Genomic DNA, 20,693 nt, shown 5'->3' with positions numbered 1-20,693 from the left:
TGATGGTGACCGGCACCGGCCTATGAAAGTCGAGTCTTCAGCCTCTGATATTCCCTTCCTTTGATACCGCTATGTGGTCACGGTCCGACCCTTTGTGACAGAATTTGTCGGTTTCGCAACAAAATTTGGAAGACAACACCCTACCGTATCCGATCAAACCGCCACCCACATCCTTCGCTGATCCGTCGGTTTTTCCAGCACCATCCGCCTCAACCCCCATCGTGAATGCCTGTCCGGCGCCTCAGGCCCGTTTGCTTTCTAATAAAACCCTATAAAGGCATGCATATTGCTGATCTGCAGGGCGAGTGAAGCATATAAAAAAAGTTATTACAAGAGAATGGATATAATGGGTTTCGTCTCTAACATATGCAGGCCGCAACGGTTTGAGATCCAGGCTTCACGGCAGATTGATCGTTGATGAAATCAGCGGCTCCGGCGCGGGCCGTATCCTTCCGGCACCGGCATATGACAGTCGAAAGTTGCGTCATATTATGTCTACCTATGAAAAGAGAGGATTGAATGAAACAGGTGAATACGAATTCAGGCGTTCTTTATGTGAACAACATCGGCGAGTCTCGACCCGGAAGGTTTTCCGCTCCGTCGGATACGCTTTTGCAGGCGTATGGCGAGGACAGGCGAACACCATGGTTTTTTGCGTTGTTGAGCATGTTGATGCTGGTGCTGCTCCTGAGTTTTCCGAATCGGGGGCTTGCTCTGGAATATGAAAAAACCGGTCCTTACGGCGTGGTGACGGAAACCGTCGAAAATCCAATGTGGACCTCGACGAGCGGCGGAACACCACTCACGGTATTGCTTCCGGCGGGTGCCGGCGAACCGGTTCCGGTGGTCTTTTTTTCCCATGGGCTCGGCGCCACAAACTGGTCCAGCTACCGATCACTGCTGCAGCATATCGCTTCCTGGGGCGTCGCGGTGGTCTATTCCCCTTATCCCGCTTCCCTCTCCTACACCAGCAACTATCCGATCATCTGGAACGGCTTTAAAACCGCCGCGGACCGATATGCCGATACGTTCGATCTTTCGCGGGTCGGATTTGTCGGCCATTCCTGGGGCGGCGGCGCCACCCCCTACATGGCGGTGAAAGGGAAAGCGGCGGGCTGGGGCAGCCAGGGGATGTTCATGTTCATCATGGCGCCCGCGCCGGCTTCGGGGGTCACCACCGCGGACCTCGAAGGTCTTTCCGGCGTCAACCTGATCATGCAGGTGTATGAAAACGACTCGATTTGTCCCGGCAGCTGGGCCGAGTCCGCCTATGACAGAATCAACTCCGCCGGCAAAGCCTATTATTATGTGTACGGCGCCACCCATCTCACCCCCTGCGAACCGGCCGACGATCTTGACCGCCTGGCGATCTGGAAGCCCCTGACCGCATTGATGGATTGCACCTTCAGGCTGGACAGACCCTACGAGGGGCTGCTCTATGCGTTGTACGGAGACGGGGTCCATTATGAAACCGACGTGGAAGGCATTCAAGGCGACTTTCCACCAGAGGATGACGGTTCGGTGGATCCGCCGGCAGATGATCCCGTTGATCCGCCTGTCGACGACAGTGACGGTTCATATGCATCGCCATGGGATTCATGGAAGGATCAATGGCTCGACAGATTTTATCGATCAAAGGATGCCGCAAATGATGCTGCGGACGATGGGAGTTGGTTTGATCGCTACAGGTCCAGGTGGTAAAGAAAAGTCGTCATGAAGAATATATTATTAAAATCATAGTGTTTTACAATATTTTTTACTTGACAAATGGAGAGAGATTGTTCTAAAAGTTTAAGAAACTCGAACAATCTTCTCTTCATCGATCACTATGATTCGTTAATGATATCCCATTAATAAAGCATCAGCTTCGCTGTCATGCCGATACATCTTTTGGGGGCAAATCATGGATGCTCAACTTTCATGTAACTCACTTCAGACTTCTCTTCTCTTCTCTTCTCTTCTCTTCTCTTCTCTTCTCGCCATGCCATTCATCCCCCATTTTTTCCGACTGCCGATTCTCTGAGAACACAGCGAAAACACTTTAACTTCCCGGCCTGCTGCGTCAGCGCGATAAACGGTGGCGACTGAAACAGTCGTACCGATTCCGAAGGCCGGATACGGAAGGCGTTCTAAATAACCCGTTCCCATTCCGAATGGGGACGAACACTCATAAAAAAGTTTCAGATAAAGCCAAACCCATTGGAAAATGGGGACGGAAAGCCACGGGTCCCGAGTCGTTGCGGATAGCCGGGTTGCCGAGCATGACTTCGTCAAGGTCAGAGCGGTAAATCGGTTTTTGATTCCGGGGAGGGAACGACCATGAAGAACGTTTATCTGAAACTGCCTGCATCAGGCCCCTGAGGGATGTGCATTCCCTTGGGGGCCTTTTTTTGGGGCGGCGGCGCTACGTCCGTGTTGTCGTTCAGGGCAGTGGAAAAATGAGATGCGCACAGGCAGTTCATCAAAAAACGATCCATCAAGACGAAGGAGAGACGATGAAGAGATTTCCGTCAAAGGATGGCAGCATTTTGTTCTTTGCGATTCTGATGTCTTTGATGTTTGGCATGTTCGCCCAGCTTGCGATCCCGGACAATGCGGGCGCCGATGCCAGAGACGTCGAGAATTTCTGGATTAACGAATACGGTAAGGTGCCGGCGCCCTCGCGGGCGGTGGTAGCTGCGGAAGAACCCATCTCGTGCACCTCCGAATACATCCGTGAGAAACTGGCAAAGGCCCAGCCGGATGAATGCTTCCTCGGCATCGGCAACCCGGTCAATAGGACCGGCGAATTAGGGTGGCTTACCAACTATCCGACAGACCTCACTCAGGATGAGATCGCCGCCTGCCTGAGCACGCCGGTTCCGGTGGATCCGGATGATCCGGAGGGGGATCAATATGAGTCTCTTACGGGCTATGGCCAGCCCAAGGTCAACCAGGCCTATGTGTGGGGGTTGACCAAATCGGGTGACAAACTCTGGTTCGGCACTTTTTCAAACACCCTCTGCTCCGTATACAGTGGTTATCTCAATAACTCTACCCCATCGCTCAACGACTCCTACGTCTGTGAAGGGTCTTCTGGTTCGGATTTCAGGCCGCCGCGGTTGTTCAACTACGACCTCAAGGCCAAAAAACTGACGGAAGTGACCCAGGATGTTTTGGCCACAGACCGTAGCTATCTTACCGGCGGGGTCATCCGTTCGGCAGGCGCTCTGAACGGGGTCGTCTTTTTGGCAGGAAGCTCGGGTGCCTGCGGTGTTGTAGACGGTGTGGGTTACCCGGGTTTGGGGTTCTTTGCCTTTGACGGGGAAACCGGGGAATATCTCGGCAAGGGGTGTTTTCCGCATTACAACAACGTCCGGCAGTGGCGCGTGATCGAAGGTCAGCTCTACGTCGGCGTTGCCTACACCCCATACGGAGACGACGACCCGAACGTGACCGGGAAGATTTTCCGCTGGACCGGGAGCAAGGCCGATCCTTTCAGCTTCGAGACCGTGGCTGAAATCAAGGGAGACCCGGTATACATCACCCCCCACGAAGGGCGGATCTTCGTGTCCACTTGGCCCGGCCTCGATGATTATGCATCTATCTGGATGAGCCCCGAAATCGGCGATGACGGCATGCTCACGGCGAGCGATGCCAAGGGCTGGCAGAATGTCTGGAACATTGGGGAATACGAGCCCGAACCCGCGGCCGCCAATACAATAGGCGGCGGCGCGATGATGTCTTACAAGGGACATCTCTATTGGGGCACCATGACGGTTCCCGGCCTGGCCAGCATCTGGTGGTCAAACGCGTATCCGGACGCCCTGCCGGAGGATGCGCAAATCGCCTTTATCGGCACCTACCGGCCCATCACGATATTCCGCGGCAAGGACTTCGGGACCGCGGGGCGAAGCGTGGAACTGCTTTACGGAAACCGATACATGCCCACGTACTCCCCGGCGACGGGCTGGAGTATCGTCGGCAACAAGATGGGCCGGTCGCCGCTGTATGGTTCGGCCGGATTCGATAATTTCTACAACAACTATACGTGGTGGATGGAGGTCTATGAGGGCCGCCTCTTCGTGGGCACGATGGACTGGTCCTATCTGATCAACAGCCAACTGGGCGAAGTGCCGCCCGCGATGACCGATAATATCGAACCGGGGCCGGGCGCGGATCTCTGGCAATTCTGCGCATCCGACACGCCGGCGGTTCCCATGAGCCTGAACGGTGTCCAGAATTACAGCAATTACGGCATCCGCACCATGGTCTCGGATGACGCCCTCTATCTGGGCATGGCCAATCCCATGAACCTGATGACCGATCCGGATGACAACCGGCCCGAGGGCGGGTGGGAGCTCCTGAAGCTGACCTTGCCCGCGCCCCCGGAACCCAGCGACGTTCTTTACCGGATCAACGCCGGCGGCTCGCAAGTCACCCCCCCCAGCGGCGACATCTGGTCGGCGGATCAGTTCTATTCCAGCGGCCAATCCTATGGTACCAGCAGCGCGATTGCCGGCACCGCCGATGACGTTCTCTACCAGCGCGAGCGTTTCGGCAAAAGCTTCAGCTACTCGGTTCCCGTCAAACCCGGGACGTACACGGTGACGCTCCATTTCGCGGAGATCTACTGGAGGGATCCGGGCAAACGGGTCTTCAATGTCGACGTGGAGGGCGGACAGGGAAGCCTGTCCAACTTCGACATCGTGAAGGAGGTTGGCGCCTACACCGCGGTGGTCAAGACGTTCCCCGGCATTTACGTTGACGACGGCAACCTCACCATCAGCTTCAATGCCCTGGCGGACAACGCGAAGGTGTCGGCCATCGAGATCTCATTGGGCTCCACGGCGCCTGTGGCAAGGCTCAGCGCCTCGCCCGCCGCCCTCGATTTCGGTTCCCATGATCTCGACACGGCGACCTGTCTGCCCCTGACCCTGAACAATGTGGGGGATGCCGACCTGAATGTCACGGATATGAGCATCCTCAGCGCAAGCGAAGCAGATTTTTACATCCAGGAGGATTTCTCGTTCCCCATCGGTGTTCAGGCAGGCAGTTCCCTCTCGCTGAACGTCTGCATGGACCTGAGCGTTGAGAGCACCAAGTCGGCGACGCTGAACATCGCCCATGACGGCATCAATTCACCCCTCGCCGTCAACCTGAGCGGGACCTGCGGTTCCACCGCGCCATCAACCGCGCTCTATCGCATCAACGCGGGCGGCAGCGCCTATACATCCGGCAGCGGCGACACCTGGTCGGCGGATCAGTTCTATTCCAGCGCCAAATCCTACGGAACCTCCAGCGCCATCGCCGGCACCACCGATGACGTTCTCTACCAGCGGGAGCGCTTCGCCAAAGCCTTCGGTTACACCATCCCCGTTCAATACGGCGGCACCTATACGGTGAAGCTCCATTTTGCGGAGATCTACTGGACGGCTCCGGGCAAACGGGTCTTCAACGTCGACGTGGAAGGCGGACAGGGCGGCTTGTCCAACTTCGACATCGTGAAGGAGGTCGGACCCTACACCGCCATGATCCAGACGTTCTCCGGCATCCATGTCGCCGACGGCGGGCTCAACATCAATTTCACCGCCCTCGCGGATAATGCAAAGGTGTCGGCCATCGAAATCATCGAGGAATCCGGCGGATCCGGCGAGGTGCCCGACGTGCTGTTCCGGGTCAATGCCGGCGGGTCGACCCTCTCGGCTCTCGACAGCAGCGGTGTGGCCTGGTCCGGGGATACGACGTCCTCTCCTTCGGCCTACGTAAACGTTCCGGATTCCGGAAACAAGAGTGCTTCGACCAGCGCGGCGATCACCCTGGGCGCCAGTGTGCCGGGCACGGTGCCGGCCGCCCTCTTCAGGATCGAAAGATGGGATCCGCCAACGCCGGGAACCGAGATGCTCTGGTCGTTTCCGGTGCCGAGCGGGGCATACGAAGTGCGTCTCTATTTCGCGGAAACCTACACGGGGGCCTTCGATGTGGGGCGTCGGCAATTCGATGTTTACGTCGAAAATGATCTGGTCCTCGACGATTATGATCAGTACGCAGACGCCGGCGGCGGCAATATCGGCGTCATGAAATCCTTCCCGGTTTCTGTTTCTGACGGGCAGATCAACATCGAACTGAGACACGTCGTCGAAAACCCGGCCATTAAGGGCATCGAGATCCTGAAGGCCGAGATCGAATAGGCCTTCGCTGTGAAGAATGGAACACCGTCTCAGACCGCTGGGACGGCGGAGGACTGACGGGGCCGCAGTGAAAAACCCCGTCCGGTCCTCCGGACTTCGGCAAGATGGACGCAACACGGCAATCCTTGGGGTTGCCGTATGGACTGTAGACCATGAAAAAAGGCTGGCTGAAATTACCGGTATGAGGCCTCCTGGGAAATCTGTTTCCCTGGGAGGCCTTTTTAGTGCCGTCATGCAAGGCGGTGTCTCAGGAATGACAATTCACGCATGGACCGCTTGAGAATGCGGTTGACCCAGCTCGGGCGGTCAAAGGGATGTTTCTTGCTCAACTTTCATCCATTCTTTATTGATGACAAGGAGGCAATCATGAGGAAACTGTCCAATACCCTGTCTGTTCTGCTTTTTTTAATGATATCGACCATCCTTTTCTCAACCGTAGATGGGAATTGTTTCTGGTACGGCGATCCGGGCGATCCGATTATTCCCTATTACGAACCGTCGGATGATGTGGTAAGACCTCTGCATGATTATATTCACAATAACGTCTATCCCAGACTTACTTATGCTTTCCTGACCTTTGACAACCGGGGCACGGATCGGGGGCTTACCGTCTATGACAAAAGCAAGGCTTATGACGGGTATACCCTCCTGGGTTCGCTGGCCCCTGTAGATGAAAACGGTCTACCCTGGGAACTTGATAATTCCGTCGGTCGACCCTATTCTGCCATATTGATTGACATGGAAGGGAATATCGTCAACAAGTGGCAGGTTGCCGGATTTCCAGCCAAGATGCTCCCCGGGGGGTATGTCATGGGGGGTGTAGGAACAGGTGTTCCGGGTCATCTGGAAGACAGGGCATTGGTGCAGCAGGACTGGTGCGGCAATGAGGTATGGCGCTATGAAGCATCGGTGGACCCGGATAAAGAAATAGAAGATGAAGATGGAAATATAATTAAATTCGATGGCGGCCTCAGAATGCACCACGATTTTCAGCGGGAGGGGAATCCAGTCGGCTATTATGCGCCGGGTATGCATGCGAATACCGACGGCGGGAAGACCCTGATTCTGATTCATGACGATCCGGATGAGGATACGAGCCATATCAGCAACTTCCCCCTGGAGGACGACGCCATCCGGGAGGTCGACTGGGAAGGGAACGTGATCTGGGAATGGCATCCCTATGAACATTTTGATGAGTGCGGGTTCAGCGACATTGCCAAGGAGGCCATCATGACGATCCAGTCGGGCGCTGGAATCATCGGCGCTACCTTTCCGGAGAACGACTGGCAGCATATCAACGCCGTCTCCTACCTGGGGCCCAACCGGTGGTACAGGAACGGGGACGAACGCTTCCATCCGGATAACATCATCTGGGACGGTCGCACCTCTAACATGACCGCCATCGTCGCCCGGTACGACGACCCAGAGGGCAGGTGGCAATCCGGGGACATCGTGTGGAAAATCGGGCCCGACTTCGTTCCCGGAACCAAAGAGCACCGGCTGGGCCAGATCATCGGCCAGCACATGGCCCACATGATTCCCCAGGGGCTTCCCGGTGAGGGCAACATCCTCATGTTCGACAACGGCGGACTTGCCGGATGGGGATCCTATTTTCCGGGTCTGCCCCCCATGTACCCCACGGTGTTCAGGGATTATTCCCGGGTGATCGAATTCAACCCGGTCACCATGGAGATGGAGTGGGAATATGTGCTCAAAACGCCCAACGAAGACGGACGCAAGTTCTTCAGCTGGTTTATCAGCGGAGCCCAGCGGCTTAAGAACGGCAATACGATGATCACGGAAGGCTCCACCGGTCGCGTTTTCGAGGTGACCCAAAAAGGTGAGATCGTGTGGGAATACATATCGCCTTTTGGTTCTATTAATGAACAGACCGGCCTTTCAGGTCCCGGTATGGTGTATCGCGCCTATCGGGTTCCTAAAGGCTGGGTTCCCCAGAACGCAAAATGCGAAAAGCAGAAATAACATGGGGGTCGGGCCACGAAATGTATCCGAAATCTAACGAAATAACTCCGAAAAACAGCCCTTTTCAGGGCTTAAACCCTCCATTTTAAGGGTGAAATCGCCGGGATAAGCATCCCGGCGATGGGGGAGGTCGCCCATGGACGCCCTCCCCCGACATCACCCGCTTCGACCCCGGGAAGATTTTTTAAATACGCAACGCTCGACTTTCATGATGTTGACCGGATAGAGGTGCCGGGCGGATACGGCCTGCGCCCTTCAGCGGCACTTGAACAAAACCGCGCGGGGCGCGGGCCGTATCCGCCCGGCACCGGCCTATGAAAGTCGAAAGTTGAATCAAGTGCCTTTGCGCCCTCTGCGTCTCTGTGTGAGAAACCTTTTCTGCAAGCGCCTTTCCTGCAAAAGCCGTTGGGCGACTTTGCCCTCACAGCACATTGCCGAGAAGATACGCCTCGATGACGGTTTTGATTTTTCCTTCGGACAGGGCGGCGAAGTATTTGTGGCAATCCTCGCACAAATCAATAAGGTCATGGGGGTCGTGATAGTGGATTTCCTTTCCGCACAGCGCGCACACGGCGGAAAACAGCTTGACCCCGACCTTCCAGCTCTCGGACGCCGTATTTCTTGCCCGGACACACCATCGAACTTCCGCGATATCGTTGCGATAGGGCTTGACGCCGTCGGTTTCTTCATCCGCATTCGGCCTTTCGAGGAGGATCGTCGATCCGACTTTCAGTTCGCGATGGGTGAGGAACGACATCCCGCCGCTGCTTTTGTTCAGCAATCGCCCTCGTTGAAATTCTCCTGCCGCGGTTTCCGCAAAGCGAATGGTGCTCTTTTGGACAGCGCGTGAAAAAGCCCTGTAGTTGATCGCGCTCATCAGTGACCTCCTTTTCATGGGAAGTGTCCCCCGTCATGATGGCGAGGGATCGGCGGGGAAGAAGTGTAGAGACGCTCAGGAAAGGTCTTGAGCGATGCCACTTTAACCGAGGTGTACGGCGGGAGGCAATCCGAACAAATACTCATTTTAAATGAAGTCAAACACTCATTCCGGCATAGGCATAAATCCTACTGAGGGGGTCGCGGCCCGGCCCTTTTTCGCCTGCCTCGGGTCAGTCGATCAGGTGGGCTGCCGCCGCGCCGCCGTCCTCGAGGGCGTCCAGGATCGTATCGATGGCCGCTTCGCCGTCCACCCGGCCGTACCAGAGGCCTTTAGGGTAAACCATTCAGCAAGATCGATGCCAAAACCCGAAAACAGACGGATCAGGGTTATCCATCATGATTCTGGTGGGTTTCGCAGGTTTGGTCCGGCTGTGGAGATGTCCTGCGGGAGCTGCAAAATTGTCGTTCCGCCTTCAGAAACGTCCCTGTTTGTCTGCTCCCGTAAGGAACGAGCCCCTGGAAAAAGAGTTGCGGGGATTTCTTGCCTGGTCTATAAATAACCCTTATCGTTTTTTAAGATCCGACTTTCGGCTTTCATCATGGTGAGCGCAAAGCGGCCGAGGCCTGTTCAAGACTGAAGGCGCATGGCGCACCGCCTGTCGCGGACGCACCCCTTCAGTCTTCAGCCTGATCCCCTCATGCACACGCGGAGGGCGGGGGGCCCAGCTGCCGGCATTGGAGTTCCGAAAGTTGAATGCGGACTTTCAGATCAGAATCGCGGACGGGGAGCCCATGGGGCATGTCTACACATATAGCGAGGCCAAGGCCCTCGAACAGCAACAGCAGAAACCCGGTCATCTGGCCGACATCCAGTCCGCCCACCGGCTCATGGCGCGGATGCTCGATCCCCTGCGGGGGGAGAGCGTGCTGGATATCGGGTGCGGCACCGGGTTGGGGCTGTCGGCCCTGATGGACATGGGGCTCAGGGTTTCGGGGCTCGACCCTTCCCCGGACATGATCGATATCGCCGGCCGCCGCCTGGGGAACCGGGCGGACCTCCACCGGGGGGTCGCCGAAGACCTTCCCTTCGAGGACAACGCCTTCACCTATGCCGTCATCCTCAATACCCTCGAATTCGTGGACGACCCCGTGAAGGCCCTGGAAGAGGCGTTTCGGGTCGCCAAGGACCGCGTCTTCATCGGCTTCATGAACCGCCATTCCGTTCTGGTGGGCGGCATCCGGGCTCAGCGGGTCTTCGTCAGGAACGTCTACGGCGACGCCCGTTTTTTTTCGGTGTGGGAGCTGAAGCGGATGATCCGGGCTCTTGCGGGAAGCGTTCCCCTGAGCTGGCGGTCCGTGACCCGGGTTCCCCATCCCCTGGGGATCTTTCGCCGGCACCGCCCGCCCTTCCATCTGTTCTGCAAGTCTCCGGTGAGTCCGTTTATCGGAATCGGCGTGACGCTGGTTCCCCGTTACCGAACGCGGCCGCTTCGGCTCAAATGCCGGACGAAGCCCCTTCAGGACACCTTGACGGGCATGGCCCGCGTTGAATGGAGGCCTCAGGATGGAAGCACTGCTGTATGACAGTTTGCCGGACCGGAAGGTCCAATGCCGCCTGTGCGCGCATCGCTGCGTCATCAAGCCCGGCAGGCAGGGCATCTGCAAGGTTCGGGAAAACCGGGACGGGATGTTGATCAGCCGGGTCTACCGGAAGCTCATCGCCCGGCACATCGATCCCATCGAGAAGAAGCCGCTCTTCCACGTGCTGCCCGGCAGCCTCTCCTATTCCGTGGCCACGGTGGGCTGCAATTTCGCCTGTCGTTTCTGCCAGAACGCCGATATCGCCCAGCTGCCCGGGGAGCGGAGCGGCGTGCTTCCGGGCGACATCACGCCGCCCGAGGCGGTGGTCCGGGCCGCCGAAAGCGCCGGATGCCGGAGTATCGCCTACACCTACACCGAGCCGACGGTCTACTTCGAGACGGCCCTCGAGATCGCCCGCATCGCCCGTGAGCGGGGCCTGCTCAACGTGTTCGTCACCAACGGTTACATGACGGCCGAGACCGTGGAGATGATCCGGCCCTTTCTTGACGCCGCCAACGTCGATTTGAAGGCCTATACCGACGACTTTTACAAAACCCGCTGCGGGGCCCGGATCGAACCGGTCAAGGAGACCCTGAGGGCGATGAAGGCCGCCGGGATTTTCCTGGAGGTCACCACCCTCGTCATTCCCGGCCTCAACGACGCTCCGGATGAGCTGGCCGCCCTTGCGGGGTTCATCGCGGGCGAGCTGGGGCCCGGGACTCCCTGGCACGTCAGCCGGTTCCACCCGGTTTACCGGTTGACGGACCGACCCCCCACCCCGGTCGAGACGCTGACGGCCGCCCGGGACATCGGGCTTGCCGCCGGGCTCAAATACGTCTACGTGGGGAACGTGCCCGGCAACGGCGGGGAGGACACCCCGTGCCCCGGGTGTGGTGAAACCGTCATCCGCCGCCGGGGATACCGGATCCTTGAGAATCGTCTCGAAAATGGCCGATGTCCGGACTGCGGCGAAACCGTGCACGGCATCGGGCTTTCATGACGGGCGAGGCGAGGACGGCGCCCCGGACGGACCGACCTGGGCGCCGCTGGAGGGATCTGGTCCTGAAAATCGGGGTCTACGGGCGGATGGTCAAGTTCAGCCATACGGTCTTTGCCCTGCCCTTCGCCCTCTCGGCCCTGGTGCTGGCCGGTCGCGAGCACCGCGTCACCCTGGTGGAGATCTTCTGGATTCTCGTGGCGATGGTGGGAGCCCGCTCCGCGGCCATGGGCTTCAACCGCATCGTGGACGCCGGGTTCGACGCCCGGAATCCCCGCACCGCCGCCCGTGAGCTGCCCGCGGGGCGTCTGTCGGGATCGGCGGCCGGCGTATTCGTCGTCTGCTTTTCGGGGATCTTCGTCTTCGCCGCGGCCATGCTGGGGCCCCTGCCGCTGATGCTGTCGGGCCCGGTGCTGGGGGTGCTGTTCCTCTACTCCTACACCAAACGGTTCACCTGGCTCGCCCATCTCTATCTCGGGTTTGCCATCGCCCTCGCTCCCCCGGCGACGTGGATCGCCGTCACCGGCGTCTTCTCCGGGAAGATCCTCTGGCTTTCCGTCGCCCTTGCGGCTTACATCGCGGGGTTCGACATCCTCTACGCCTGCCAGGACGTCGCGTTCGACCGGTCCCAGGGCCTTTTTTCCATACCGGCCCGCTTCGGGGTGAAACCGGCCCTCCGGGCGGCCCGGGCGATTCATGCCGCGGCTTACGGGGCGTTCATGATGCTTTATTTCGCCTTTGACATGACCGGGGGATTCCTGCTCGCCGTGGGCCTCATCGGGTTCCTGCTCATCTTCGAGCACTGGCTGACCGACCCCGATGACCTGAGCCGGGTCCCCATCGCCTTTTTCCATGTCAACAGCGTCATCTCCGTCACGCTCCTGGCCGGGGTGCTGGCGGATGAACTGATCCGGAGGATGGGATGAAGAAAACCGAGAAAAAGAAGACCCTCGTGACGGCGATATGCGGCGCCTCGGGGGTGATCTACGGGATACGCCTCCTGAAGGCCCTCCTGGCCCGGCCCGTGGAGGTCTACCTGGTGATCTCGTCCGCCGGGTACGCGGTGCTCCGCCACGAGGCCGGATACGACGGAGAGCCCTTCGACGATTTCCTGAAGCGGGAAGGGGTCGTCTTTCACTGGGAGGCCCGGCTCTACCACCACGACGAGGGGGACCTCTTCGCGCCGCCGGCCAGCGGCTCCTTCCGCCACGACGGCATGGTGGTGGCGCCCTGCTCCATGAAGACCCTGGGCGCCGTCGCCTCGGGCATCGCCGACGGCCTGATCCATCGGGCCGCGGATGTCTGCCTCAAGGAGCGGCGGCCCCTGGTGCTGCTGACCCGGGAGACGCCCCTGAACCTCGTCCACCTCGAGAACATGCGGCGTGCGGCCATGGCCGGGGCGATCATCATGCCGCCGTGCCCGGGCTTCTACACGCGTCCGGAGACCCTGACGGACATTGTCGACGGCACCGTCGCCAGGGTTCTGGACCAGCTCGACATCGACAACGATCTCACGAAACGATGGGGGGACAAGGATCTTGTATAGGCATCTGAGGGATTTTCTGGCGGCCCTGGAACGGGAGGGGGAGCTGCTGTGCGTAACGGAGACGGTCTCCCCCTACCTCGAGATCAGCAAATTCACGGACCGGGAGTCCAAGCGCCCGGGCGGGGGCAAGGCCCTTCTTTTCGAGAACGTCAAGGGGTCGGCCTTTCCGGTGGCCGTCAACATCTTCGGCAGCATGAAGCGGATGTGCATGGCCCTGGGGGTGAAGGACCTCGACGAGCCCGGCCGACGGATCCGGGAGTTCATCGATTTCCATCCCCCCCGGAATCTCAGGGAGGCCCTGGAGGTCGTTCCCCGGGCCGTGGCGGTCTCCCGCTTTTTCCCCCGCACCTTCAAGGGCAAAACACCTCCCTGCCAAGAGGTGGTCCTGACCGGGGACCAGGTGGACCTTTCCAAACTCCCCGTTCTCCACTGCTGGCCTCAGGACGGCGGACCCTTCATTACCCTGCCGCTGGTGGTGACCCGCAGCCTCGAGACCGGCAAACGGAACGTGGGGATGTACCGGATGCAGGTCTTCGACCGCAACACCACCGGCATGCACTGGCACATTCACAAGGACGGCTCCCACTATTACAACGAGTACCGGCGTCGGGGGCTTCGCATGCCCGTTGCCGTGGCCATCGGCGCCGACCCGGCCGTCACCTACGCCGCCACGGCGCCCCTGCCCCCGGGGGGTGGACGAGATGATGCTGGCCGGGTTCATTCGCAAGCGTCCGGTGGTCATGGCCCCGTGCGTCACCGTCGACCTCATGGTGCCGGCCGAGGCCGAATTCGTCCTGGAGGGGTATGTCGACCCCGAGGAGCGCCGGATGGAAGGGCCCTTCGGGGACCACACGGGCTACTATTCCCTGGCAGACCTCTACCCCGTCTTTCATGTGACCGCCGTCACCCACCGCCGGAATCCCATCTACAACGCCACCCTGGTGGGGCGGCCCCCCATGGAGGACTGTTACCTGGCCAAGGCCACGGAGCGGATGTTCCTGCCCATGCTCCAGACGGTCTTCCCCGAGATCGTCGACTACTGGCTTCCCTGGGAGGGGGTCTTCCACAACATCGTGGTGGTCGCCCTCGACAAGGAATACCCCGGCCATGCCCAGAAGATCATGAGCGGACTCTGGGGCCAGGGGCAGATGAGCTTCTGCAAGGCCATCATCGTGACGGACCGGAGCGTCGACCTCACCAACCCGGCCGGGATCATCGACGCCCTCCTGACCCGGCTTGACATCACCACCGACATCACCCTGACCCAGGGGGTGCTGGACGTGCTGGACCATTCCTCGCCCTTTCCCAATTTCGGCAACAAGATCGGCCTCGACCTGACGGCGCGGTTTCCGGGAGAACCGCCCCGGCAATCCCGCGGAGCCGCGATCCCGACGGCGGACCATGCGGCGCGGGCCCGGGAGGCGGCCATGAACATCCCGGGGGTGGCGGGCGTCCGGGCGCTGTTTCCGGAGCGGTCGAAGGATGCGGTCCTGAACCGGATCCTGGCCGTGTCGGCGGTCAAATCCGCCGATCGGGGCGGGAAGGCCTTTGCAGCCGACATCCTGGATCGGCCCGAGCTTGCGGCCTTCAACATCGTCGTGCTCTTCGACCCCGGCATCGATCTTTTTGACGGGTCCCTCATGCTCTGGAAGATCTTCAACAACGTCGATCCCGGGCGGGACATGGTCCGCCGCGGCTGCCGGGTGGTGGTGGATGCCTGCAAAAAAGGGCCCATGGACGGACATGATCGGGAATGGCCCGACGAACTGACCTTTGACGAATAAGGCGCCGCGGCCGGGTTGGGCCAATGCGGCACGAGAGGGATGATGAAGGATTTTTTCAAGGTCATGGACATCGAAGCGGTGACGGCGCTCAGGGCCGGGTTTCCGACGGCGGGCGAGGAGACGGTGCCGGTCCTCGAGACCCTCGACCGGATTCTGGCCGAGGCGATCGTGTCGGATATCGACCTGCCCGATTTCCGGCGGGCCACCATGGACGGATACGCGGTGCGGGCCGGGGCCACCTTCGGGGCCTCCGACGGCGCGCCCGCCTGCCTCACCGTCAGGGGCACCATCCGCATGGGTGAGGTGCCGGGGTTTGCCGTGGGCCCGGGGGAGGCGTCCCGGATTTCGACGGGGGGCATGCTTCCCGAGGGGGCCGACGCCGTCGTCATGATCGAGCGGACCGAGAGTCTGGACGATACCCTGATCGAGGTCTACAAGAGTGTCGCCCCGGGGGAGAACGTCGTGGAGGCGGGTGAGGACTTCCGGATCGGGGAGACGGTCCTGGACCGCGGCCGAAGGATCCGGCCCCAGGAGATGGGGGTGCTCTCGGCTCTGGGGCGGGAGACGGTCCGGGTCTTCCGGCGGCCCGTGGTCGGCATCGTCTCCACCGGTGACGAGATCGTTCCCATCCACCAGGTCCCCTCACAGGGGCGGATCCGGGACATCAACACCTACTCCCTGGCCGGGTGGGTCCGGCGGGCCGGTGGGATCCCGAAGATCTACGGCATCGTCCCGGACCGTCCCGAAGCCCTCCTGGCGACCTGTCGGCAGGCTTCGGCCGAATCGGACATGGTCCTGGTTTCGGGCGGGAGCTCCGTGGGGACCCGGGATTTCACCATCGAGACCATCGCATCCCTGCCCCGATCCGAGGTGCTGGTCCACGGCGTCTCCATCAGTCCGGGCAAGCCCACCATCCTGGCCCGGGTGGACGGCAAGCCCTTCTGGGGGCTTCCGGGGCACGTCACGTCGGCCATGGTGGTCTTCACGGTGATCGTCCGACCCTTCATCCACCACCTCTCAGGACTTTCGGAGGCATCGGAAACGATCTGGACCATTCCCGCCCGGATCACCCGGAATCTCCCGTCGGCCCAGGGTCGGGTCGACTATGTCCGGGTCCGCCTTTCGCGGGACCAGGGGGAATGGCGGGCTTCGCCGGTGCTGGGGAAGTCCGGCCTGATCCACACCATGGTGAAAGCCGACGGCCTCGTGCGGATCGACCGCGATGTCGAAGGCCTGGAAAAGGATGCGCCGGTTGAGGTGACGCCCCTCTGACCGGCATGGGGAAAAACACCGGCGAAGCCCGCCGGAAAACATCTTCGGGAGATCTCATGAACGCCAATCGCAATGTCTATCTGAAAAAGCGGACCCTGGACGAGGCCCGCCGAATGCTCTTCGAGGCCTTCTCCGGTTTCGGCGTCATGGCGACGGAACACGTTTCGCCCGATGCGGCCGTCGGCCGCGTGATCGCCGGACCCGTCTTCGCCAAGGTCTCCTCCCCCAATTTCCACGCGGCGGCCATGGACGGGATCGCCGTGGCGGCGGCCGACACCTTCGGTGCGGCTGAAACCCGGCCCAGGACCCTCACCATCGGCACCGACGCCTTCTGGGTCAATACCGGAAATCCGCTTCCCGAGGGGACCGACGCCGTCATCATGATCGAGAATTTGAACCCCGTGGACGACCGGACCCTCACCATCGAGGCACCGGCCTTTCCATGGCAGTACGTCCGCAAGATGGGCGAGGACATCGTCGCCACCGAGCTGCTCTTTCCCAGGGGGCACAGGATCACCCCTTACTGCGTCGGAGCACTGATCGGCGGTGGTATCTTCCAGGTGCCCGTCCGGAAGAAGCCCGCCGTCACCATCCTGCCCACCGGGTCGGAGCTGACGGACTGGCGGACCGTGCCCATCGAAGCGGTCCGGCCCGGACAGGTCCTGGAGTCCAACAGCTTCGTGCTTTGGGGTCTCATCCGGGAATGGGGCGGTGCGCCGTCCCGGCGGGAACCTTTGAAAGACGACGTCGCGGCCATCTCCCGGGCGGTCTCCGACGCCGTCGACGAAGGGGCCGATATCGTCCTCACCGTGGGGGGCTCCTCCGCGGGCTCCGAGGACTTCACCCGGACGGTGATCGACGCCCAGGGCGAGGTGCTCATCCACGGTGTGACGATCATGCCGGGAAAGCCGATCCTCGTCGGCCGGGTCAAGGGGACCCCGGTGATCGGAATGCCCGGTTATCCGGTCTCCATGATCGTCGCCTTCGAGCAGTTCGTGGGGCCCCTGATCTGCCGCATGCTGGGAGTGCCCGAGCTCCAAAGGCCCAGGGTGACGGTGGAGACGACCCGCAAGATTCCCTCGAAACTCGGCGTCGAGGAGTTCGTACGGGTCAAGCTGGGCAAGGTGGGGGACCGGATCGTGGCCACGGCTTTGCCCCGGGGCGCCGGGAGCATCACCACCATCACCGACGCCGACGGCATCATCCGCATCCCCAATGCCGTGGAAGGGATCCGGGAACACGAGCGGGTGACGGCCGAGCTGCTGAGACCCCTTTCCGCCGTGGAAAACACCCTCGTGGTCGTGGGCAGCCACGACAACACCCTCGACGTGCTGGCCGATCAGCTCCGGGCCGGTCATGACGGCGCCGTCACCCTCTCCTCCACCCATGTGGGCAGCACGGGCGGGCTCCTGGCCCTCAAGCGCGGCGTCTGCCACCTGGCGGGGTCCCACCTCCTGGACACCGGGGACGGCTCCTACAATGTCTCCTATGTCAAGCGGTTTCTGCCGGATACACCGGTGCGGATCGTCAACCTGGTTCTCCGGGATCAGGGGCTGATGGTGGCCCGGGGCAACCCCAAAGGCATCCGGGAGATCGCCGATCTGGCGCGGGGGGATGTCCGGTTCATCAACCGGCAGGGCGGGTCGGGAACCCGCATCCTTCTCGACTATCGCCTGGGACAACTGGGGATCGACCCGGCCGGGATCCCGGGGTACGACACCGAGGAGTTCACCCACATGACCGTTGCCGCGGCGGTCCTGAGCGGGGCCGCCGACGTCGGCCTGGGCATCTATGCCGCCGCCAAAGCCCTCCATCTCGATTTCATCCCGGTGGTGACCGAGCAGTACGACCTGATCATCCCCGAGATCTACCTCGACTGGCCCCCCATGAAGGTCCTGCTGGAGACCATCGTGTCGGCGGAATTCAAGCGCCGGGTCAAGGCGTTGGGGGGCTACAGCACCCGGATGACGGGGAAGGGGATAGAGTTTTAGAGTTTTAGGGTTTTAGGGTTTTAGGGTTTTAGGGTTTTAGAGTTTTAGAGTTTCAGAGTTTCAGAGTTTCAGAGTTTCAGAGTTTCAGAGTTTTAAGGTTTTAAGGTTTTAAGGTTTTAAGGTTTTAAGGTTTTAAGGTTTTAAGGTTTTAAGGTTTTAAGTGATTAAGTGATTAAGTGATTAAGTGATTATGTGATTATGTGATTATGTGATTATGTGATTATGTGATTAAGGGGTTAAGGGGGCTTCTGGTTCGGTTTTTGTTAGGGTAGAGACTGAAGGTGAAGGCTGAAGGCTATGGGGTGGGGGGAATAAGCGCTCCGGTTGTTGCGGGCGCACCCCTTCAGTCTTCAGCCTTCAGTCTTTTGCCCCCTTTGTCCGCGAAATTTAACGGTTACAAGGAAACAAGCGACACTGTAATGGCCTTCAATCAAATCACGCTCAATCCGTCTGGTATTGTCCGTCTACTTGGGGCAATGGCCTTTTTCCTGGTTCTGGCCAGCATCGTCGGCCAGTTGTCGTTGTACCTGACCGGGCCTGACCATATTGACACGCTCATCCAGCTCTTTTACATCGACGCCGAGAGGAATTTTCCAACCATTTTCTCCACGCTGCTGTTGCTGTTCGCATCACTGCTGCTTTTGGCAATCACCCTGGTTGAAAGGCGGCGAGCCGGTTCTGCCGTGTCGGACTGGGCGCTCCTTTCATTGGGGTTCCTGTGCATGGCGGCTGATGAGGGATGGCAATTTCATGAGAGACTGATGAAACCGATGTACCGGCTGCTGGGCGTGGAAAATCTCGGCATTTTCTATTTTCCCTGGGTCATTCCCGGCATTGCACTTGTCCTCGTTCTCGGCTTGTACTTTTCGAAGTTCCTGTTGCATCTTCCGGCGAAAACGCGGCGCAATTTTTTGCTGGCGGGGACCCTCTACATCGGTGGGGCCGTCGGTGTCGAATTGATCACCGGCCGATACGCCGACGTGAACGGGATGTACAATTTGACCTACAGCATGCTGGCCACCGTCGAGGAGAGTCTCGAGATGGCGGGTGCAATCGTGTTCATCCGGGCGCTGCTGGCCTATATCGTCGACAATTACAGAGAGGTTCGGTTACGATTTGGAGCTTTCGGCCCGGGGAATAGGTGAGGAGGGTGATCAGGGTTTAAAACAAAACCTCCCCCCAACGCCGTGGGCGTCAAGGGGAGGTTTTTCGTTCAGTCGATCGGATCGGGATCGAATTACCAGATGGGTTTCAGTTCAACCCGGCGGTTCAGCCGGCGACCGTCCGCGGTTTCATTGGTGGCGATGGGTTTTTCCTCGCCGTATCCGATGGCGGTAATGCGGGTCGGGTCGATCATGCCCTTCTCAACGAGGTAGGCCTTGACCGCGTTGGCCCGTCGCTCGGAAAGGCCCTGGTTGTAACGGTTGGTACCGATGGCGTCGGCATGGCCTTCGAGTTCGAGGGTCAGGGTGGGATTGTCGTTCATGACCTTCACGATGCCGTCCAGGAGTGAATAGAATTCGGGCTTGACCACGGCCTTGTCAAAGTCGAACAGACAGTTCTGGTCCAGAACCCAGCAGCCTCTTTCGTCGACCTGAACGCCCTTGGGGGTGCCGGGGCAGGCGTCGACATCGTCGCACACGCCGTCGCCGTCAGCGTCGACACACTCGACCTCTTCGACCACCACGACCTCCTCCGGTGCCATGGGCAGCTGGTAGGCGGCCAGGATCTGGCTCAGCCCCATAGCGCTGTAGGCGGTGGAGGTCTTGCCGAGAACGACTTCACCGTCGACGGTCTTGGCGTAATTCACCGGTCCCTGGATCAGCGTTGCATCCTCGGGGGAAAGCACCAGGCCGTAGGCCGTGAAGATTCTGTGATAGTCTTCGGGGGTGTAGGCCATGGGCTTTTCGCCGAAGACGATGGTGCCGTCGACAACCCTGGCGTAGCTTGCCGGAACGTTCGCGGCGGCTTCCGGCGTCAGCTCGAGACCGTAGGCGGTAAGGATCGCATCGAAGGTATCCGGAGAATAGGCGGTGGGGCTGTTCCTGTAAACAATCTCTCCGTCTCTGACCTCGGCATAGACCGACGGGATGTTGGCCGCGTCGGGGCTCAATTCAATGGCTGACACGGGCAGACTCGCGGCCAGCGCTATAGTGAAACACATAACCATAATAATAATTTTTTTCATCTCTTTCCTCCTTAACATTGATAATCAGTTGCTTCCGTCCTTGAATGTCGTAAAAAATCGCCTTCCGATCACCCCCCTCCGTCGATGCAAGGTTCATCACAATCGCCGCCTGTGTAAACCTAATCGCCACAGGCCCCTTTCCATCCCCTAATGACGCCGTCCGGACGGGATATCCCTTGGCGGAGGATATCCTTCATCTGTTCAATATCCGATTATGGCATCATATGGGAACATGCCTTTTTCTTGGAAAATTGTCAAACCTATAATGATGATCTTAAAACAAATGGAATCTGTTTTCGGAG

The 20,693-nt window shown here is 59.7% G+C and carries 13 protein-coding genes, 1 pseudogene and 1 riboswitch; of the genes and pseudogenes, 12 read left to right on the top strand and 2 right to left on the bottom strand.

Annotated features, from left to right (window positions below; all coding sequences use genetic code 11):
* Positions 1-519: 519 nt before the first annotated feature.
* From dmul_RS16950 to dmul_RS16940, 3 genes are all read left to right on the top strand, one after another.
* Positions 520-1,701 carry an alpha/beta hydrolase gene (locus dmul_RS16950; protein WP_020875303.1) on the top strand — a complete coding sequence of 394 codons (1,182 nt, stop codon included), beginning with the start codon at positions 520-522 and terminating at the stop codon, positions 1,699-1,701.
* A 478-nt stretch (positions 1,702-2,179) separates the two neighbouring features.
* A riboswitch (cyclic di-GMP riboswitch) is annotated at positions 2,180-2,260 on the top strand.
* A gap of 235 nt (positions 2,261-2,495) precedes the next feature.
* The gene (locus dmul_RS16945; RefSeq protein ID WP_020875302.1) at positions 2,496-6,170 is read left to right on the top strand and encodes a malectin domain-containing carbohydrate-binding protein; all 3,675 of its coding nucleotides are present in this window, start codon (positions 2,496-2,498) and stop codon (positions 6,168-6,170) included.
* 366 nt (positions 6,171-6,536) lie between these two features.
* Positions 6,537-8,153, top strand: coding sequence for an aryl-sulfate sulfotransferase (locus dmul_RS16940; protein ID WP_020875301.1), 1,617 nt, complete (start codon positions 6,537-6,539; stop codon positions 8,151-8,153).
* A gap of 421 nt (positions 8,154-8,574) precedes the next feature.
* Here the strand turns inward: dmul_RS16940 and dmul_RS16935 are convergent, their stop codons facing one another.
* Positions 8,575-9,030, bottom strand: coding sequence for a hypothetical protein (locus dmul_RS16935; RefSeq protein WP_020875300.1), 456 nt, complete (start codon positions 9,028-9,030; stop codon positions 8,575-8,577).
* Positions 9,031-9,782: 752 nt separating this feature from the next.
* Here dmul_RS16935 and dmul_RS16930 point away from each other — a divergent pair.
* The 9 genes and pseudogenes from dmul_RS16930 (at position 9,783) to dmul_RS16895 (ending at position 19,348) form a co-directional block, all read left to right on the top strand.
* On the top strand, positions 9,783-10,616 hold the full coding sequence (locus dmul_RS16930; protein ID WP_020875299.1) for a class I SAM-dependent methyltransferase: 834 nt from the start codon (positions 9,783-9,785) through the stop codon (positions 10,614-10,616).
* Positions 10,597-11,613: an AmmeMemoRadiSam system radical SAM enzyme gene (gene amrS, locus dmul_RS16925; protein ID WP_020875298.1), complete on the top strand. Its 1,017-nt coding sequence runs from the start codon at positions 10,597-10,599 to the stop codon at positions 11,611-11,613. Before dmul_RS16930 ends, amrS begins: the two co-directional genes overlap by 20 nt.
* A complete protein-coding gene (locus tag dmul_RS16920; protein WP_020875297.1) occupies positions 11,610-12,536 on the top strand; it encodes a UbiA-like polyprenyltransferase in 927 nt (308 codons plus the stop codon). Before amrS ends, dmul_RS16920 begins: the two co-directional genes overlap by 4 nt.
* Positions 12,533-13,156, top strand: coding sequence for a UbiX family flavin prenyltransferase (locus dmul_RS16915; RefSeq protein ID WP_020875296.1), 624 nt, complete (start codon positions 12,533-12,535; stop codon positions 13,154-13,156). The genes dmul_RS16920 and dmul_RS16915 overlap by 4 nt, the downstream gene beginning before the upstream one ends.
* Positions 13,068-13,787, top strand: a pseudogene (locus dmul_RS20995) (UbiD family decarboxylase domain-containing protein); the annotation flags it as partial. The gene dmul_RS16915 and the pseudogene dmul_RS20995, both read left to right, overlap by 89 nt.
* A gap of 70 nt (positions 13,788-13,857) precedes the next feature.
* Positions 13,858-14,940 carry a UbiD family decarboxylase domain-containing protein gene (locus dmul_RS20990; RefSeq protein ID WP_236885999.1) on the top strand — a complete coding sequence of 361 codons (1,083 nt, stop codon included), beginning with the start codon at positions 13,858-13,860 and terminating at the stop codon, positions 14,938-14,940.
* 39 nt (positions 14,941-14,979) lie between these two features.
* A complete protein-coding gene (locus dmul_RS16905) occupies positions 14,980-16,212 on the top strand; it encodes a molybdopterin molybdotransferase MoeA (RefSeq protein ID WP_234979183.1) in 1,233 nt (410 codons plus the stop codon).
* A 56-nt stretch (positions 16,213-16,268) separates the two neighbouring features.
* Positions 16,269-18,203 (top strand): molybdopterin biosynthesis protein, encoded by a 1,935-nt coding sequence (locus tag dmul_RS16900; RefSeq protein WP_020875293.1) that lies wholly within the window; start codon positions 16,269-16,271, stop codon positions 18,201-18,203.
* Between the two features lie 281 nt (positions 18,204-18,484).
* Positions 18,485-19,348: a hypothetical protein gene (locus dmul_RS16895; protein ID WP_144016547.1), complete on the top strand. Its 864-nt coding sequence runs from the start codon at positions 18,485-18,487 to the stop codon at positions 19,346-19,348.
* Positions 19,349-19,440: 92 nt separating this feature from the next.
* Here dmul_RS16895 and dmul_RS16890 read toward each other — a convergent pair whose 3' ends face one another.
* On the bottom strand, positions 19,441-20,391 hold the full coding sequence (locus dmul_RS16890) for an OmpA family protein (RefSeq protein WP_020878117.1): 951 nt from the start codon (positions 20,389-20,391) through the stop codon (positions 19,441-19,443).
* Positions 20,392-20,693: the final 302 nt, after the last annotated feature.

The organism is Desulfococcus multivorans (genome assembly GCF_001854245.1).
Lineage (GTDB): Bacteria > Desulfobacterota > Desulfobacteria > Desulfobacterales > Desulfococcaceae > Desulfococcus > Desulfococcus multivorans.
This window is presented reverse-complemented; position numbering and strand designations above follow the sequence as displayed.

Excerpts from the sequence above, each read along its gene's own strand:
- dmul_RS16950 (WP_020875303.1), top strand. The coding sequence starts at position 520 with ATGAAACAGGTGAATACGAATTCAGGCGTTCTTTATGTGAACAACATC.
- dmul_RS16945 (WP_020875302.1), top strand. The coding sequence starts at position 2,496 with ATGAAGAGATTTCCGTCAAAGGATGGCAGCATTTTGTTCTTTGCGATT.
- dmul_RS16940 (WP_020875301.1), top strand. The coding sequence starts at position 6,537 with ATGAGGAAACTGTCCAATACCCTGTCTGTTCTGCTTTTTTTAATGATA.
- dmul_RS16935 (WP_020875300.1), bottom strand. The coding sequence starts at position 9,030 with ATGAGCGCGATCAACTACAGGGCTTTTTCACGCGCTGTCCAAAAGAGC.
- amrS (WP_020875298.1), top strand. The coding sequence starts at position 10,597 with ATGGAAGCACTGCTGTATGACAGTTTGCCGGACCGGAAGGTCCAATGC.
- dmul_RS16920 (WP_020875297.1), top strand. The coding sequence starts at position 11,610 with ATGACGGGCGAGGCGAGGACGGCGCCCCGGACGGACCGACCTGGGCGC.
- dmul_RS16915 (WP_020875296.1), top strand. The coding sequence starts at position 12,533 with ATGAAGAAAACCGAGAAAAAGAAGACCCTCGTGACGGCGATATGCGGC.
- dmul_RS20990 (WP_236885999.1), top strand. The coding sequence starts at position 13,858 with ATGATGCTGGCCGGGTTCATTCGCAAGCGTCCGGTGGTCATGGCCCCG.
- dmul_RS16905 (WP_234979183.1), top strand. The coding sequence starts at position 14,980 with ATGATGAAGGATTTTTTCAAGGTCATGGACATCGAAGCGGTGACGGCG.
- dmul_RS16900 (WP_020875293.1), top strand. The coding sequence starts at position 16,269 with ATGAACGCCAATCGCAATGTCTATCTGAAAAAGCGGACCCTGGACGAG.
- dmul_RS16890 (WP_020878117.1), bottom strand. The coding sequence starts at position 20,391 with ATGAAAAAAATTATTATTATGGTTATGTGTTTCACTATAGCGCTGGCC.